Origin of the sequence: Inquilinus ginsengisoli (genome assembly GCF_031453975.1) — a bacterium.
GTDB classification, from domain to species: Bacteria; Pseudomonadota; Alphaproteobacteria; order DSM-16000; family Inquilinaceae; genus Inquilinus; species Inquilinus ginsengisoli_A.
In genome coordinates, this window is sequence record NZ_JAVDPW010000003.1 from 750163 (window position 1) to 766795 (window position 16633).

Annotated in this window: 14 protein-coding genes; 3 read left to right on the forward strand and 11 right to left on the reverse strand. The window is 69.6% G+C overall.

From position 1 onward, the window contains the following. Window positions 1-37: 37 nt before the first annotated feature. Entirely contained in the window at window positions 38-940 is a 903-nt protein-coding gene (locus E9232_RS11210; RefSeq protein ID WP_309794017.1) for an alpha/beta hydrolase, read from the reverse strand. A gap of 126 nt (window positions 941-1066) precedes the next feature. Here E9232_RS11210 and E9232_RS11215 point away from each other — a divergent pair, with 126 nt between their 5' ends. Next, the gene (locus E9232_RS11215; protein ID WP_309794018.1) at window positions 1067-1678 is read left to right on the forward strand and encodes a TetR/AcrR family transcriptional regulator; all 612 of its coding nucleotides are present in this window, start codon (window positions 1067-1069) and stop codon (window positions 1676-1678) included. A gap of 43 nt (window positions 1679-1721) precedes the next feature. On the opposite strand, the gene E9232_RS11220 is transcribed toward E9232_RS11215, so the two are convergent. From E9232_RS11220 to E9232_RS11230, 3 genes are all read right to left on the reverse strand, one after another. Beyond that, complete coding sequence (locus E9232_RS11220; protein ID WP_309794019.1) at window positions 1722-3377, reverse strand: OPT/YSL family transporter; 1656 nt, start codon at window positions 3375-3377, stop codon at window positions 1722-1724. 110 nt (window positions 3378-3487) lie between these two features. After that, window positions 3488-7297, reverse strand: coding sequence for a hydantoinase B/oxoprolinase family protein (locus E9232_RS11225; RefSeq protein ID WP_309794020.1), 3810 nt, complete (start codon window positions 7295-7297; stop codon window positions 3488-3490). A gap of 14 nt (window positions 7298-7311) precedes the next feature. After that, window positions 7312-8091 (reverse strand): IclR family transcriptional regulator, encoded by a 780-nt coding sequence (locus E9232_RS11230; protein ID WP_309794021.1) that lies wholly within the window; start codon window positions 8089-8091, stop codon window positions 7312-7314. 472 nt (window positions 8092-8563) lie between these two features. Here E9232_RS11230 and msrB point away from each other — a divergent pair, with 472 nt between their 5' ends. Both msrB and msrA read left to right on the forward strand, forming a co-directional pair. Continuing rightward, window positions 8564-9013, forward strand: coding sequence for a peptide-methionine (R)-S-oxide reductase MsrB (msrB, locus tag E9232_RS11235; protein ID WP_309794022.1), 450 nt, complete (start codon window positions 8564-8566; stop codon window positions 9011-9013). After that, window positions 9010-9537 (forward strand): peptide-methionine (S)-S-oxide reductase MsrA, encoded by a 528-nt coding sequence (msrA, locus tag E9232_RS11240; RefSeq protein WP_309794023.1) that lies wholly within the window; start codon window positions 9010-9012, stop codon window positions 9535-9537. Before msrB ends, msrA begins: the two co-directional genes overlap by 4 nt. Window positions 9538-9606: 69 nt before the next feature. Here msrA and E9232_RS11245 read toward each other — a convergent pair whose 3' ends face one another. From E9232_RS11245 to E9232_RS11275, 7 genes are all read right to left on the reverse strand, one after another. Further along, window positions 9607-10497 carry an ATP-binding cassette domain-containing protein gene (locus E9232_RS11245; RefSeq protein WP_309794024.1) on the reverse strand — a complete coding sequence of 297 codons (891 nt, stop codon included), beginning with the start codon at window positions 10495-10497 and terminating at the stop codon, window positions 9607-9609. Continuing rightward, on the reverse strand, window positions 10494-11345 hold the full coding sequence (locus E9232_RS11250) for an ABC transporter ATP-binding protein (protein WP_309794025.1): 852 nt from the start codon (window positions 11343-11345) through the stop codon (window positions 10494-10496). The genes E9232_RS11245 and E9232_RS11250 overlap by 4 nt, the downstream gene beginning before the upstream one ends. After that, window positions 11342-12229 (reverse strand): ABC transporter permease, encoded by an 888-nt coding sequence (locus E9232_RS11255; RefSeq protein WP_309794026.1) that lies wholly within the window; start codon window positions 12227-12229, stop codon window positions 11342-11344. Before E9232_RS11255 ends, E9232_RS11250 begins: the two co-directional genes overlap by 4 nt. Before the next feature lie 3 nt (window positions 12230-12232). Then, entirely contained in the window at window positions 12233-13210 is a 978-nt protein-coding gene (locus E9232_RS11260; RefSeq protein WP_309794027.1) for an ABC transporter permease, read from the reverse strand. Between the two features lie 65 nt (window positions 13211-13275). Further along, window positions 13276-14934, reverse strand: coding sequence for an ABC transporter substrate-binding protein (locus tag E9232_RS11265; RefSeq protein ID WP_309794028.1), 1659 nt, complete (start codon window positions 14932-14934; stop codon window positions 13276-13278). Window positions 14935-15012: 78 nt separating this feature from the next. Next, window positions 15013-16050, reverse strand: a complete 1038-nt coding sequence (locus tag E9232_RS11270) for a glycoside hydrolase family 3 N-terminal domain-containing protein (RefSeq protein ID WP_309794029.1) — start codon at window positions 16048-16050, stop codon at window positions 15013-15015. Window positions 16051-16114: 64 nt separating this feature from the next. Then, window positions 16115-16597: a GNAT family N-acetyltransferase gene (locus E9232_RS11275; RefSeq protein ID WP_309794030.1), complete on the reverse strand. Its 483-nt coding sequence runs from the start codon at window positions 16595-16597 to the stop codon at window positions 16115-16117. Window positions 16598-16633: the final 36 nt, after the last annotated feature.

Consider the following 16633-nt stretch of genomic DNA (forward strand, 5'->3'; position numbering starts at 1 on the left):
GCTGGTGGTGAGGCATCCGGTGCGGGCCGGGGTTGGCTCATGCCGGGTCGAGCAGATGCTCGCGGAACCATCCCGTCGCGGCGGCTTCTGCCTGCGGGAACTGGGCGAGATAGGGATCGAAATGCCCGCCCGGCAGCAGGGTGAGCCGCTTGGGCTGAAGCGCGCGCTCATAGGCGGCCAGCGCCAGGTCGGCGACGGTCAGCCTGTCGTCGCGGGCGACCACCAGCAGCAGCGGCGTCGGCGACACGCGGGCAATCCAGCGGCCGGGCTCATACATCCGTGCCGCCCGGGTCGAGCGCAGGGTGATCTCGTTCTCCCACAGGCCGGCAGGGAGGGGCTGCTGGTAGAACTCGACGGCATCCCGGGAGCGATAGGCGGCGGGAACCGCAGGATCGGCGCTGACCACCGCCTGCCGGCGCGGCGGCTCTCCCCGCAGCTGGGCCCTCTCATCCTCGTCGAAGGCCTGCTCCAGCGCGGGCGCGGCATCCGGCGAAACCCGGCGCAGCCCCTGCTCGTGGCCGCTGATGGTCGGAACCTGCGCCACAATGCAGCGCAGGCGGCGGTCGGTGGCGCCGAGCACGATGGCGTGGCCGCCGGCATAGCTCGACCCCCACAGGCCGAGGCGCGCCGGGTCGACCTCCGGCCGGGCCTCCAGCCAGGAGATCGCGCGCCGCCAATCCGCGATCTGCCGCCACGGATCGATGTCCCCGCGGAGGTCGCCGCCGCTGGTCCCGAAGTTGCGATGGTCGTGGACCAGCACGACGAACCCGGCCGCGGCAAACGCCCGGGCCATGCGCTCGAGGCCGTGTTCCTTGGTCCCGGCGAAGCCGTGGGCCATGGTGATGGCCGGGCAGGCCCCGGCCGTGTCCGGCAGGAACAGCCAGGCGCCCAGTTCGACGCCGCCTTCCGCCGGAATCCTGACATCGGTCTTCGAAACCAAACGGCCTCCTGGACAATAATCCGCTGTCGCCGGACCGCGACGTAGTGCGTGTGCTTGACAGCGGTTTCCGGTGCGTCGATAAATACCATATGACCGGTCGTCTTGAATTAGTCAATGAGGTTTGACGTGGACTCTCGCCCGGCCCGACGGGGCCCGAAGCCGAAGCCCGACACCCGGGCCAACCTGGTGCAGGCGGGCCTGCGGATGATCCATGCCGAGGGATACGCGGCGACCGGGATCCAGGGCATCGTCGAAGGGGCCGATGTGCCCAAGGGCTCCTTCTACAACCACTTCCCGAGCAAGGAAGCGTTCGGGGCAGCGGTGATCGATGCCTATTCCGCTCGCGGCCAGGACAAGCTGCGCGCCTTCCTGTGCGATCCCGACGTCGCGCCCCGCGCCCGGCTGGAAGCCTATTTCGACGACCGGATCGAGGCGTTCCGGGCGTCCGGCTTTGTCCGCGGCTGCCTGATGGGGAATTTCAGCGCCGAAGCGGCGGACCACAGCCCCCTCATCCGCGAGCGGCTGGCCGAGCATTTCGGGGCCTGGAGCCGGCTGTTCGAGGCCTGCATCGCCGAGGCGCAGGGGCAGGGGACGATCGGCGGCCAGTTCCCCGCGGCGCTGCTGGCCAGGTTCGTCATGAACAGCTGGGAAGGCGCGCTGCTGCGGATGCGCGTCGAGAAGAGCGACGGCCCGCTGATCGAGTTCAAGCAACTGGTCTTTGGCAGGCTTCTCGACTGAGGAGGGACGGGCGACGGATCTCCGTTGCCCGTCCACTCGACCCTCAGCGCCGGCCGAACAGGTTCCTGGTAACGGAATCGAAGAAGCTGAACAGCGCGTCGCCGGCGATGATCCCGGCGGCGACCACCTCCATCTCGCTGCGCCCCGCTTCGCCGCGCCAGCGGGTCCACAAGGCCCGGATCAGGATGCCGGCCAGCACCGCCCAGCCGGCGAGCGGCGCCGCCAGCAGCAGGCCGGTGGCGAACAGGATGCCCATCTGCCGCTTCGATCCGCCGAGGAACTGGATCAGCGCGCCGGGGATGGCCCACAGGGCGAGCGACCGGGCCACGTCGGGCGACACGCCGGCGCCGATGGTGGCGGCATAGACCCGGTCGACCGGCGGCAGCATGTCCTGGGCGAAGAAGGTCTCCCAGGAGAAGAACACCACCACGATCGCCACCAGGAAGGCGACCATCGCCGCCAGCAGCTGCTGCTGCCGGCCGTCGCGCTCGAACTCCGGGTCGGCGCCGTGGCCGCGCAGGATGTAGCCGGCCTTGAGGTCGTAGCCCATGTCGGCGAAGGCTGGGCCGGTGGCGGCGGAGAAGGCGACGAGCGCCGCCAGCGCCGTCGGCGGGAAGCCGACCAGCATGCCGATCACCAGGGTGATCAGCGCCACGGCGAAGGCCGGGAACCAGCCGGAATGCATCGCCGCCAGCCCGACGATCAGCTCATGCACGAAGGCAGCGAAGGCGGCGTAGAGGATGAAGGCGACCAGCATGCCCCAGGACAGCTCGGCCCACACCCCGCCGGCGATGGCGATCACCACCGCCAGGGCGATGTAGGCGACCGTGCCGAAGCCGAGCGCCCGCCGCAGCGAGGCATCCGACTGGGTCCGCGACGCGCTGTCGGTATCCTTGCGCAGGATGGTCTGCACCACCTGCAGCAGCGCCACCAGCCCCGCGCCGATCATCACGCCATGCGGGATATAGGCCTTGGCCAGGTCGCCGCCCGGGATGATGCCGGCAAAGGTGTCGCCGCCGAAGATCTGGGTGGAATAGCCGCGCAGCAGCAGGCCGACGCCGAACATCGCCAGCGCCCAGATGTTGCCGATGAAGGCGATGCCGAAGGCCGACATCGGGATCTTGAAGAAGGAGCCGATGGCGCCGATGGCGACGCCGAGGCCGAGCAGCACCGCCTTGCGGCCGCCCTGGTCGCCGGCCTTGATCGCCTCGGCCGCGGCCACGCCGGGCGGCCAGGCGCCGCTGGCCGGGAAGATCTTGCTGTCGAACATCCGGTACAGCATGTAGGCGTCCAGCAGCATGGCCAGGGCGATGCCGCCGAACATCGGCAGCACCAGATCCGGCCGGCCCAGCGCGTAGGGGATGCCGATCGGCAGCAGCAGGCTGTTGGCGGCGCCGAAGGTGCTGGCCGAGATCGCGCTCTGCGCCAGGTTCTGGACATGGATCGAGCGGTAGCGGGCGAACAGGCCCAGCGGCACGCGCGCCAGCACCATGGCCGCCAGGGCGCCGATCAGCGAGGTGTTGGCCGAGACGCCGAGGCTGACCAGGATCTGCATGCCGATGATGGCGCCGAAGACGCAGAGCAGGATGATCAGCGCCAGCGTCGCCGGTTCGAACACGCTGGGATGCCGGCGCGGGCCGGCGGGTCGCGCGCCAGGGGAAGGGGCCGCGGCCGGATCCGCGGTCAGATCGTGCTGCATGAAACCTCCTGGAGGGGCCGCTTGTGCGCGGCCTTGATCTCGTGATCGGGTCTTGGGCGCGGCCCTGTCGAGACGGGCCGCGCATTCCGGAAAATGCACGGCCCTGGTGGTCAGGCAGCCTTGGCGGCCGCTTCTGCATCCTTGGCGTCGGGCGCCGAGACCAGTCCGTCGCCGATGTCGCGGTCCAGCGTGGCGCGAGGCCGTTCGGCGGGATCGCCGAAACCGGCGCCGCCGGCCAGGGTGACCTCGACGATCTCGCTTTGGCGACTCAACTGCACCAGCTCGCCGGTGCCGCAGTCGTGCAGGATCTGGCCGTCGGCGTCGCGCACGAGGCCGCGGGCCGACCCGCCCGGGGCGCCGCCGAACAGGCCGGGACTGGTCTTGCCGACGCCTTCAGGGTAGACCGCGACGAAGGTGGCCAGCCCGTCATCCGCCAGCTTGCGCAGGGACACGCGCTGGCCCAGGCCGCCGCGATGGCGGCCCGGCCCGCCGGAATCGGTGACATAGGTCTTCTCCAGCACCAGCACCGGCACCCGGGTCTCGAACAGCTCGATCGAGGTGTTGGCGGCCGAGGTCGGCCACAGCAGGCCGGACTTGCCGTCGCCATGGGACGAGGCCCCCTGGCCGCCGCCCATGAACAGCATGTCGGAATAGGTGCCGCCCTCGGCGTCGCGGCCGTAGATCGTGGCCGCCACCGGCAGGCCGGTGTTGGCCTGCACCTTGTCCGGCGCCGCCTCGGACAGCGCCCGGAAGATGTTCGGCGCGATGTACCAGCCGGTGCGGGTGCGCAGATTGACCGCCATCGGCCGGGTGGCGTTCAGGATCGACCCTTCCGGTGCCTTGACCTGGAACGGCCGGTAGCAGCCAGCATTGCCGCGGACATTCGGCGTCAGCATGCATTTCAGCGGATAGGTCGCATGCGCCTCGGTGTAGTTCAGGGTGCAGTTCAGCCCGCCCTGCGGCAGCTGCGCCGGGGCGCCGGCGAAGTCGAGGGTGATGCTGTCGCCCGCGATGGTCAGCGCCAGCGGATAGCGCAGCCGCTCGCCCAGCGGGTTGTTCTCGATCTCGGAGCGGTAGACGCCGTCCGGCAGCGCCGCGATCGCCTCGCGCATCGCCTTTTCCGACCGGCCCTGCACCACGGCGGCCAGGGCGCGGAGGTCCTGCATGCCGTATTCCTGCATGAAGGCGACCAGCCGTTCGGCCCCCAGCGCGTTGGCGGCGACGAAGGAGTGGACGTCGCCGGTCACCTGCCCGGGGTTGCGCACATTCTCGGCCAGCAGGCGGAACAGCGTCTGGTTCGGCCGCCCGGCCTCGACCAGCTTCATCGGCGGGATCTGGAACCCCTCCTCGAAGATCTCGCGCGCCCGCAGGCTGTCCTTGGTGCCGCCGATGTCGGAGACATGGCCGACCGTGCCCATCAGCCCGACCAGCCGCCCGTCATGGAACACCGGCGTGACCACGGCGATGTCGAACAGATGGCCGGCGCACAGCCAGGGGTCGTTGGTGATCAGCACGTCGCCGGGCTGCAGCGTCTCGGCCGGATATTCCGCCAGCAGCGCCTTCACCGCCCGCGGCAGGGTCAGGTTGAACACCGGCATCGCCCGCGGCGAATGGGCCAGGGTCTCGCCGTCGGGGTCCAGCAGCTCGCAGGCGAAATCCTGGGCCTCGGAGATCACCAGCGAGAAGGCGGTGCGGCACACCGTCAGCCACATCTCCTCGACCACGGTGACCAGCCGGCTCCACATGATCTCCAGCGCGATCGGGTCGGCCTCGATCCGGGCGATCGCCTCGGGCAGCGTCATCTCGGCCGTGACCAGCGCCTGGACCGGCGCGGCAACGCCGATGGCGATGCGCAGGTTCAGCGTCTCGTCGACCCGGACGATGTCGCCCGGCGGCACGATGGTGGTGGATTCCCGCTCCTCGATGATCGCCGGGCCCTCGATCCGGTCGCCCGGCACCAGGGCGTAGCGGTCATAGACCACGGCCTCGACGACACCATCGGCGAAGCGGGCCAGCCGCGTGCCCTTGCGCTTGGCCGTGGCATCGCCGCCGCCGGTGGCGCCGGCCAACGACAGGGTCGGGGTCGGGCCCAGGCAGCGGACGCGGAAGTTGATCGCCTCGATCTCGGCGCCGCCATAGAGCGAGGTGTAGCGGGCGGTGTAGACCGCGGCAAAGGCGGTGCGGATGGCCTCCAGGCTGCCGGCATCGATCGCGCCGGCCGGCAGCGGCACCGCGATCTCGTGCATCTGGCCGGTCAGCCGCATGTCGGCGCTGCGCTCGACCGTGACGGCCGCCGCCTCCACGCCGGCCTCGGCCAGCCGGCGCCGGCCCTCTTCCTCCAGCTCCGCCAGCACGCCGTTGACCGCGCCGGCATCGAACGCGCCCGAGAATCGCACCGGATGCGACCGCACCAGCTCGAAGGACAGCGGCGCCGCCAGGAAGCCCAGCGCCGAGGCGGCGCCGGAGGCCGGCGGGATGATCACCTCGGCCACGCCCAGCACCCGTGCCACGCCGGCGGCATGGGCCGGCCCGGCGCCGCCGAAGCCGACCATGGCGTAGCGGCGCGGATCCTTGCCCTTCTCCACCAGATGGACGCGGGCGGCGGCGGCCATGCTCTCGGTCACCACCTTGTGGATGCCCCAGGCCGCATCCTCGACCGACAGGCCGAGCGGCTGCGCGACCCGGGCGACCGCGGCCTCGGCCGCCGCCTTGTCCAGCGCCATGCGCCCGCCGAGGAAGAAGCCGGGGTCGTAATAGCCCAGCACCAGGTTGGCGTCGGTCACCGTCGGCTGCTCGCCGCCCTTGCCATAGCAAGCCGGGCCGGGGTCGGAGCCGGCGGAGTGCGGGCCGACGCGCAGGAGGCCGACCTCGTCGATCGAGGCGATCGAGCCGCCGCCGGCGCCGATCTCGATCATGTCGATGACCGGCGCCTTGATCGGCAGGCCGGAGCCCTTCTTGAAGCGGTGCATGCGGCCCGCCTCCATCATCGGCGCGATCTCGGTGCGGCCGTCCTCGATCATGCACGCCTTGGCGGTGGTGCCGCCCATGTCGAAGGAGATGACGTCGGGCTTGCCGGCCAGGGCGCCGAACAGCGCCGTCGCCAGGCCGCCGCCGGCCGGGCCGGATTCCAGCAGCCGGATCGGGAAGGCGCGCGCCGTCTCCGGCGCCACCAGCCCGCCGGCCGAATGCATCAGCCGCAGCACGCCCTTGAAGCCGCGCGCCGCCAGCTCGCGCTCCAGCCGCTGCAGGTAGCGGTCCATCAGCGGCTGGACATAGGCGTTGGCGCAGGTGGTGACGCAGCGCTGGTACTCCCACAGCTCCGCCACGACCTCGGAGGACAGCGACACCGCCAGCTCCGGGAACTCGGCGCGGGCGATCTCGCCGACGATCCGCTCATGCTCCGGGTTGCGGTAGGAATGCAGGAAGCAGACCGCCACCGCCTCCGCCCCGTCGGCCACCAGCCGGCGCAAAGCGGCGCGCACGGCCTCGCGGTCCAGCGGCGTGACCACGGCGCCATCGCGGTCCACCCGCTCTGGCACCTCCAGCCGCAGGCGGCGCGCCACCAGCGGCTCCGGGTACTGCAGGAACAGGTCGTAGATGTCGTAGCGCTGCTCTGTCCCCATCTCGAGGATGTCGCGGAAGCCCTGGGTGGTGATCAGGCCCAGCTTGGCGCCCTTGCGCTCGATCACCGCGTTGGTGACCAGGGTGGTGCCGTGCACCATCTCGCCGATATCGGCCAGGCCGATGCCGGCCATCGCCACCAGCTCCTCGATTCCGATCAGCGCCGCCTCGGACGGGTCGTGCGGCGTGGTCAGCCGCTTGTGCAGCTTCACCGTCCGCCCCTCGCCGTCATAGAGGATGAAGTCGGTGAAGGTGCCGCCGATGTCGAAGCCGATGCGCCAGCGGGTGGTGAGCGACATGATGCGTCCGTTCCTTATTGTGCGATCGGGGCCTCGGCCCCGCTGGTCCAGCTCGTGTCGCCGACCAGGGCGGCGACCTCCCTTGCCCCGGCCAGCAGCCGGGCGATGATGTCGTCCCGCTCGTCCGCCGAGACGGTGGCGATCGGGTAGGCGATGCACAGGCTGACCGCCTCGCCGGTCTCGGGCGACCCGACCGCGGTGGCGATGGCGCCGACGCCGCGATTAGCCTCGTCATGGGATTCGGCGAAGCCGCGCCGGCGCACCGCTTCCAGCCGCTCGAACAGGTCCGCCATCGATTGCGGCGCGGTCGGCGACACCGGCTGCCAGGGGGCGGCGAACAGCTCGCGGATCGTCTCGTCGGGCAGCCGCGCCAGCAGCGACCGGCCGGTGGCGCTGGAATGGGCGGCCAGCGGCCGGCCGACCGGGGTGGCGACGCGCAGCGCATTGGTGCCGGGGTGATAGGTCAGGCCGGTGACCTCGCCGCCGTCGCGGATCGAGACATAGCCGGTGTGGCCGACCGCGGCGACGATCCGCGCCACCACCGCATCGGCCCGGCCGATCAGCGAGGACGATGTCCGGAACAGCTCCCCGACCGCCAGGATCAGCGCCCCCGGCCGGTAGCGCTTGCTGTCGCCCACGGTCTCCAGCAGCCCGGCGTCGCGCATCGCCCGCAGCAGGCGCGAGGTGTTGCTCTTGGGCAGCGACAGCAGCGCCGCGGCTTCCGTCACCGTGATCTCGGTGCGGGTGGTGGAGAAGCAGCGCAGGACGCCGGCGGCGGTGTCGAGTGTGGTCATCGCACCATCTGAGAAAGTTCCATTTTATGGAACACTAGTTTTATTTAGTGGAAAAATAGCATTGGGCATGGGGGAGCCTCAAGCGCAAATTATCGGGATGGCCCCGACGCCTCGTCGCGCAATCGTCCTCGTCGGAAGGGCCTTCGCGAGGCCGGCACCGCACCGGCGCCGATCAGCCGCAGCTATGGCTTTTAATATGACGGCGAATTCTCCGACCGCGTCTCCAGCAACAGCGGCTCGCTGCGCGCCATCATGCCGTTCTGAGCTCCTTTGCCATCGGTTGATTCCGATGATCGGAATGTGGTCGCGATATTGGGGACAGAGAACTGGACAACGGCTCCGACCAACCCCAGGTATCGACCGGCGGAAACCGGAGACCGTAACGATCCGCCGCCGGAGACCGTAGGGACACAGGACGGGCATGCCGCAGCCGCACCGGGTCGGTCGGCCGGACACCCGGATGGAGCAACGAATGCCAGACTATCGCAAGACCCCCGAAGCCGTTGCCGCCTTGACCTCGGAACAATACCGCGTCACCCAGGAAAGCGGCACCGAGCGCCCCGGAACCGGCGCCCTTCTGAACAACAAGGAGCCCGGGATCTATGTGGATATCGTCTCCGGCGAGCCGCTCTTCGCGTCGTCGGACAAGTTCGAATCCGGCTGCGGGTGGCCCAGCTTCACCAAGCCGATCGAGCCTGCCCATGTGGAGGAGTTGAAAGACACCAGCCACGGCATGACCCGCATCGAAGTGCGTTCGAAATTCGGCGACAGCCATCTCGGCCACGTCTTCCCCGACGGCCCCATGGACCGTGGGGGATTGCGCTATTGCATCAACTCGGCTTCGCTCCGGTTCGTCCATCGCGACCAGATGGAGGCGCAGGGCTATGGGGCCTATCTCGACCAGGTGGAGGATATCCGATGACACAGGAACGCGCGGTTCTGGCCGGCGGCTGCTTCTGGGGGATGCAGGATCTCATCCGCCGCTATGACGGGGTGATCTCCACCCGCGTCGGATATTCCGGCGGCGACGTGCCCAACGCCACCTATCGGAATCACGGCACCCACGCCGAAGCGATCGAGATCGTCTTCGATCCGGCGATCATCACCTATCGCCGGTTGCTGGAGTTCTTCTTCCAGATCCATGACCCGACGACGCTGAACCGCCAGGGCAACGACCGCGGCTTGAGCTATCGCTCGGCGATCTACTACACCACTCCCGAACAGAAGCGGGTGGCGGAAGACACTATCGCCGATGTCGACGCCTCGGGGCTGTGGCCGGGACCTGCGGTGACGGAGGTTGCGCCGGTGGGGCCCTTCTGGGAGGCCGAAGCCGAGCACCAGGATTATCTGGAGCGCATCCCCAACGGCTACACCTGCCACTTCATCCGGCCGAACTGGGTGCTGCCGGTGCGGAAGGCTGCAGAGGAGTCGAACGCCGCGGCATAAAGCGGCTCGATTGCGCCGGAAGCGGCGGCTGCAGGCTCGGACACGACCCGACCTGATCGGGTCGTGTCCCTACGCCGCGCGGACGAAGTGGTTGCCGGCGACCTGGCGGATGCCGCCGGTGAGGCGGGCGGCGTCACGGGCCCGGCCGACCAGGCCGGTGTCCAGCTGCGAGGCCGCGCCGTGGAACGGCCGTTCCGGATCCGGCACCGCCGACAGCAGCAGCTGGGTGTAGGGGTGCTGCGGCGCGTCGACCACGGCGCCGGTGTCGCCCCATTCCACGATGCGGCCGGCATACATCACCGCGATCTCCTCGGCGACGTAGCGCGCCGTGGCGATGTCATGGGTGATGTAGAGGAAGGCCATGCCGCGCTCGCGCTTCATCCGCTCCAGCAGGTTCAAGACGCCGAGCCGGATCGAGACGTCGAGCATCGAGGTCGGCTCGTCCGCCAGCACCACCTCGGCGCCGACCGCCAGGGTGCGGGCGATGTTGACCCGCTGGCGCTGGCCGCCGGACAGCTGGTGCGGGTATTTCGGCGCCGTGCTCTCGGGATCCAGCTCGACCGCCGCCAGCAGCTCCATCACCCGGCCGCGCAGCGCCCGGCGGTCGGCCAGGCCGGCATGCAGGGCCAGGGGGCGGGCGATGTGGTGGAAGATGGTGTGGGTCGGGTTCAGCGACCCGAACGGGTCCTGGAACACCATCTGCACCGCGCGGCGATAGGCCAAGGTCTCGGCCGTGCCGTGCAGCTTGGCGACATCCTCGCCCTTGAACAGCACCCGGCCCTCGCTGGGCTTGTGCTGCAGCATCAGGATGCGGGCGCAAGTGGTCTTGCCGCTGCCGGATTCGCCGACCAGCGCCAGCGCCCGGCCGGGATGCAGCTCGATCGACACATCGTCCAGCGCCCGGACCGAGCCGAAGCTCTTGCCCACGCGCTCCAGGGCCAGGATCGGTTCGGCGGTCATCGGGCGGCCTCCGCGACATCCTGCAGCGCGGTGCGCCCGGCGCCGTGCAGCGAGGGGAAGGACGCCCACAGCTTGCGGGTGTAGTCATGGGCCGGGGCGCGGAAGATCTGCTGCGCCGCCCCGACCTCGACCAGCTTGCCCTTCAGCATCACCCCGATGCGGTCGCAGAACTGTACCATCAGGCTGAGGTCATGGGTGATGAACAGGATCGAGAAGCCCAGCGTGCGGCGCAGCCCGTCGATCTGCTGCAGGATCTCGCGCTGGACCACCACGTCCAGCGCCGTGGTCGGCTCGTCCATCACGATCAGCTTCGGGTTCAGGGCCAGGCAGATGGCGATGACGATGCGCTGGCGCATGCCGCCGGAGAACTGGTGGGGATAGTCGCGCAGCCGCGCCGGGTCGATGTCGACCATGCGCATCAGCTCGACCGCCCGGTCATGCGCCACGGCCCGGCTGCAGCCGGTGTGGGTGACCAGCACGTCGCGGAACTGGGTCTCGATCGTCAGCACCGGGTTCAGCGCGTTCATCGCGCTCTGGAACACCATGCCGACCTCGCGCCAGCGGAAGCGGCGCAGCGCCTCGCCGTCCAGCCGCAGCACGTCCTGGCCGTCGAAATTGATCTCGCCCTCGCTGATCAGGGCTGGCGGCTTGTGCAGCCGGGTGATGGCGAAGGCGATGGTGCTCTTGCCGCAGCCGGATTCCCCGGCCAGGCCGAACACCTCGCCGCGGCCGATGTCGAAGCTGACATCGTCGACCGCCCGGAAGTCGCCGCGGTCGCCGACATAGTCGACGGCGAGGTTGCGCACCGACAGCAGCGGGGCGCCGGGCTGAGGGGAGGGAGCGTTCACGACCGCGCCTCCCGCGCCCGGGACAGGCGCTTCCACCGCGTCATCGACCGGCCGAAGCGCAGCTGCGGGTTGGCGACCTCGTCGATCGCGAAGTTCATCAGCGACAGCCCGGCGCCCAGCAGGGCCAGGGCGGCGCAGGGGGCCAGCACCTCCCACCACGCTCCGACCACCATGGCCGAGGCGTTCTGCGCGTTGTACAGCATCATGCCCCAGGAGATGGTCTGCGGGTCGCCCAGGCCGAGGAACTCTAGCGTCGCCTCGGTGATCACGGCGTAGATCACGCTGCCGATGAAGTTGATGCCGACGATCGACACCAGGTTGGGCAGCAGCTCGACCAGCATGATCCGCCAGCGCGGCTCGCCGATCATCTCGGCCGAGCGCACGAACTCCTTCTCCCTGAGCGAGAAGGTCTGGGCCCTGGTCACCCGCGCACCCCAGGCCCAGGAGGTGGCGCCGATGATCACCGCGATCACCAGCGGGCTGGCCTGCCCGATGAAGGCGGCCAGCACCAGCAGCAGCGGCAGGTTGGGAATGACAAGGATGACATTGGTGGCGAAGTTCAGCGCCTCGTCGGTCTTGCCGCCGAGATAGCCGCCGGCGATGCCGACCGCGGTGCCGATCACGGTGATGATCAGCCCGGCGCCGAAGCCGACCGCCAGCGAGGTGCGGGCGCCATGGGTCAGCTGGGCGAACACGTCGTAGCCGTTGCGGGTGGTGCCCATCAGATGGGTGGCCGACGGCTCCTCATGCGGCCGGCCGACCCGGCGCGCCGGGTTGTAGTCGGTCAAGAGCGGCGCGATCAGGCCCATGACCACGATGATGACGACGATGGCCAGGCCGATGGCGGCCTTGCGGTTCGACAGGGCGGCGAGGATCATCCGCATGGGTCAGCTCCTGCGCAGCCGGGGGTCGAGATAGGCGTAGGCGACGTCGGCAGCGAAGTTGGCCAGCAGCATCGCCAGCGTCATGATCAGCAGCTGGCCCTGGATCACCGGGTAGTCGCGCCCGAGGATCGCCTTGTAGAGGATGTTGCCGAGGCCGGGGTAGTTGAACACCACCTCGGTCACCAGCGACCCGCCCAGGATCTTGCCGATGGCGATGGCCAGGCTGGTGACGCCGGGGAGCAGGGCGTTGCGGGCGCCGTACATCAGCATCACCCGCCGGTCCGACAGGCCCTTGGCCCGGCCCATGGTGACGTAGTCCTCGCCCAGCAGGTTGATCATGTTGTTGCGCATGGTGACCAGGAAGTCCCCGGTCAGCACCAGCGACAGCGTCGCGATCGGCAGGATCGCGTGGTACAGCACGCTGCCGATGAATTCGAGCGACAGGGCGGGGTCGAGGCCGGTGTCGGCGGCGTAGCCGATCGGGAACCACTTCAGGGTGAAGCCGAACACGAACAGCCCGAACAGCGACACCACCACCGCCGGGGTGGCGGTCGAGACCACCGCCGCGGTCGACACGGTGACGTCGAAGCGGCTGCCGCGGCGCCAGGCGGCGAGGATGCCGAGCAGGGTGCCCATGGTGAAGCTCAGCAGCGTCGCCCCGCCCATCAGGAACAGGGTCCAGGGCAGGGCGCGGCCCAGCACGTCGACCACGCTGATCGGGAAATACTTCACCGACACGCCGAGGTCGCCGGTGAAGACGCTGCCGAGATAGGTCAGGTACTGCTGCCACAGGGGCCCGTCGACGAAGCCGAAGGTGGCCTTCAGCGCCGCGATGTTCTCGACCGACAGGCGCGTGCCCGACTGCGAGAACATGATGTCGACCGGATCGCCCGGCATCAGCCGCGGGATCAGGAAGTTGATGCTGGCGGCGACCAGGAAGGCGACCAGGTAGAAGAACAGGCGTCGGGCGACAAAGGCCATTCCCGGTCCTCGGATGCGGGGGCAGGGACGGCGCGGGCCCGGCTCGGCCCGCGCCGCGGCTAGGGTTACTGGACCGGGCGCAGCGCCAGCAGGTGCAGCAGCCGGTCATGGTTCGGGTCGTAGTTCTGCGGGCTGACGAACGGGTTGTCGGCGGTGGCCCAGCCGGTGAACCGCTTCGAGTTGTACTCGTACCACAGCGGGTTGTTATAGACCGGCACCACCGCCATGGCCTCGGCCAGGATCATCTGCGCGCCGTTCAGGATCTCCTTGCGCTTGGCGTCGTCGACCGTCTGGGTGTAGGCGTCCAGCAGCTGGTCCAGCTTCGGATCGAAGAAGCGCTGCGCCGCGAACCGGGTCTTGCCCTTGTTGCGCGAGTTGAAGCCGTCATCGATCTGGTAGTAGGGCGTGGCGCCGACATACCAGGAGTTCAGCGCCATGTCGAAGCTGCCGTCCAGCAGCCCCTGGCGCCACACCGCGCCCTCCGGCGTCGCCAGCTTGACGTCGATGCCGATCTGGTTCAGCCCCTCGATCGCGATCTGGGCAGTGCTGATCCAGTCGGTCCAGCCATTCGGCACGATCAGGTCGAAGGACAGCTTCTCGCCGTCCGGCGTGTCGCGGAAGCCGTCGCCGTCCTTGTCCTTGAATCCGGCCTTGTCGAGCAGGGCCTTGGCCGCCTCCAGATCATACTTGGTGTACTGCCCGAATTTCTCCCGCACCTGCGGGTCGGCCCAGCTCTCGAAGCGCTTGCCCAGCGTGCCGGGGTCGTCGTTCAGGGTGGGGTAGCCGTAGCCGGCGACGTTGACCATGGCGTCGCGGTCCATCGCCATGCTGACCGCGCGGCGGAAGTCGACATTGTCGAAGGCCTTGCGGTTGGCCGGCTTCGGGCTCTCGAAATTCATGACCACCGCGACCAGGCTGCCCGGCGGGAACCAGTAGCCGTGATGGTCCTTGTCGCTGGCGACATAGGTCTTGTCGATGTCCGGCAGGAACGATGCGAACCAGTCCAGCTCGCCGGCGTTGGCGGCGGCCAGGGCCTGGTCGTTGGTGCCGATCTGCGGGAAGCGCAGGCAGTCGACCTTCAGCGACGCCGCGTCCCAGTAATGCGGGTTGCGGCACTGCTCGTAGACCTGGGTGGTGAAGCGGGTGACCTCGGTCATCGGCCCGGTGCCGACCGGGGTCTCGTTCAGGTAGGTCACCGGGTCGGCGATGTCCTTCCAGGCGTGCTGCGCCACGATCGGCATCTCGACGATCTTCTCCGGCCCCAGCGCGGTCGGGGCCTGGAAGGTGAACTTGACCTGGGTCGGGCTGGTCACCTCGACGCTGCTGACCACGCCCCAGATGCTGTTGAAGTCCAGCGCCGGGAATTTCTTCACCAGGTCGAAGCTGAACTTGACGTCGTCGGCGGTGAAGGGCTTGCCGTCCGACCACAGCACGCCGTCGCGCAGGTCGAAGGTCACGCTCTTCAGGTCGTCGGCCAGGGTCATGCCCTTGGCCAGCCGGTAGTAGACCTTGTTGTCCTGCATCTTGTTAAACACGACCAGCGGCTCGTAGATGAAATCCATCGTGCTCTGGCGGTACGAGGTGCGGTTGAACGGGTTGAAGTTCCGCACCCAGCTCGACTCCTCCTCGATGTGCATCGACAGGACCGACTGGGCCAGGGCGGCGGTGCCCGACGCGCCGAGCAGGGCGGCGGCCAGCAGCGTGGCCGATATGCGGTGCCTCATCAGATTGGCCTCCATGTGTTTGATTTGTTTGTTGGTTGCGCGCCGGCCCGCGGTGGTGCGGGCCGGCGGTCGGTTCGGTCAGGCGGCGGCGAGCAGGGATTCGACCTCGGCATGCAGCGCCGGCACGTCGGCCGCGGCCGATCCCAGCCGGCGCTCCGCCGCGTCCAGCCGGGCGACGGCGATGTCGCTCAGCGGCCGCGCCCGGGCGACGGCGCGCTGCATCTCCGGCAGCTCGCCATGGCAGTGCAGGGCGATGTCGCAGCCGCCGTCCAGCACCTGGGCGACGCGGTCATGCACCTCGCCGCGCAGCGAGTTCATGAACACGCAGTCGGAGATCAGCACGCCGTCGAAGCCGAGGCGGCGGCGGATCACCTCGTCGATCACCACCGGCGAGATCGAGGCCGGCCGGTCCGGGTCGAAGGCGCTGTAGACGACGTGGCTGACCATCGCCCAGGGCGTGTCCTTCAGCGCCGCGAAGGGCAGGAAGTCGGTGGCGTCGAGCGTCGCCGCATCGGCCTCGACCACCGGCCGGGTCTTGTGGCTGTCCTCGGTGGCGCGGCCATGGCCGGGGATGTGCTTCATCACCGGCATCAGCCCGACCTCGAGGAAGCCCTCGACCACCTCGCGGCCCAGCGCCGTCACCACGGCCGGGTCGCCGCCGAAGGAGCGTTCGCCGATCACCGCGTCGGCGCCGGGCAGCAGCAGGTCCAGCACCGGCGAGCAGGCGCTGTTCAGCCCGACCTCGCGCATCATCCGGCCCATGGCGATGGAGGACAGGCGGACGGCGCGCCTGGCCGCGTCCAGGTCCTTCTCGGCCAGCCGGCCGAAGGAGCGGAAGCTGCGGAACATCGGCCAGGCGCCGGAATCGAGATGCGAGACCCGGCCGCCCTCCTGGTCGGTCAGAACCGGCGCATCGGGCCGGCCCACCGCCTCGCGGAAGGCGGTGCACAGGGCGCGCAGCTGGGCCGGGTCCTTCATGTTGCGGCGGCCGAGGAACAGGCCGTAGGGATTCGCCTCGCGGAAGAACGCCAGTTCGTCGGCCGACAGCGTCGGGCGCTGGATGCCGAGGACGAGCGCGAGCGGCCGGCCGGGCCTGGACGCAGGGGCTGCGGTCACGTCTGAGAACCTCCCGTGTTGCTGGTGGGCGGGCCGGTGCGATGCCGGCCGCGTCCCCTCCGGATCAATCCGTCTTGGACCGTATCATGCCGTGGTATAGACCACCTGTGGAACCCGGAATCTGCGTTGCGCCGACGATTTTCTCGTAGAAGGCGATCGGGCCGGCGGCGCCGATGATGGCGTAGGCGTGCCCCTGGTGGCGCATCGCCTCCAGCGTCTCGCGCAGCAGCGCCTCGCCGATGCCCTTGCCGCGCTGGTCGGGGTCGACCGCGGTGGGGCCGAAGAAGCCGCGGGCGGTGGCGTCGTAGCAGGCGAAGCCCAGCAGGGCGCCGTCGCGCACCGCGACCAGGCAGCTCACCGGCAGGCGGGCGAAGGCGACCTCGACCTCGCTGGCCCAGCCGTCGCCGAAGCGCTCCGCCACCCAGTTGGCGACGGCGCGCTTCTCCGGCCCGATGGCGGGGCGGATGGTGACGCCGGCCGCGGCCATGGCGGCGCGCGAGGCCGTCGGCGCCTCGAGCGCGTAGAGCTTGACCAGCAGATCGGTCATATCGCCTCCCTTATTCCGCAATTGCGATACATGTAC

Excerpts from the sequence above, each read along its gene's own strand:
- E9232_RS11260 (WP_309794027.1), bottom strand. The coding sequence starts at position 13,210 with ATGGCCTTTGTCGCCCGACGCCTGTTCTTCTACCTGGTCGCCTTCCTG.
- msrA (WP_309794023.1), top strand. The coding sequence starts at position 9,010 with ATGACACAGGAACGCGCGGTTCTGGCCGGCGGCTGCTTCTGGGGGATG.
- E9232_RS11265 (WP_309794028.1), bottom strand. The coding sequence starts at position 14,934 with ATGAGGCACCGCATATCGGCCACGCTGCTGGCCGCCGCCCTGCTCGGC.
- msrB (WP_309794022.1), top strand. The coding sequence starts at position 8,564 with ATGCCAGACTATCGCAAGACCCCCGAAGCCGTTGCCGCCTTGACCTCG.
- E9232_RS11275 (WP_309794030.1), bottom strand. The coding sequence starts at position 16,597 with ATGACCGATCTGCTGGTCAAGCTCTACGCGCTCGAGGCGCCGACGGCC.
- E9232_RS11230 (WP_309794021.1), bottom strand. The coding sequence starts at position 8,091 with ATGACCACACTCGACACCGCCGCCGGCGTCCTGCGCTGCTTCTCCACC.
- E9232_RS11220 (WP_309794019.1), bottom strand. The coding sequence starts at position 3,377 with ATGCAGCACGATCTGACCGCGGATCCGGCCGCGGCCCCTTCCCCTGGC.
- E9232_RS11245 (WP_309794024.1), bottom strand. The coding sequence starts at position 10,497 with ATGACCGCCGAACCGATCCTGGCCCTGGAGCGCGTGGGCAAGAGCTTC.
- E9232_RS11225 (WP_309794020.1), bottom strand. The coding sequence starts at position 7,297 with ATGTCGCTCACCACCCGCTGGCGCATCGGCTTCGACATCGGCGGCACC.
- E9232_RS11255 (WP_309794026.1), bottom strand. The coding sequence starts at position 12,229 with ATGCGGATGATCCTCGCCGCCCTGTCGAACCGCAAGGCCGCCATCGGC.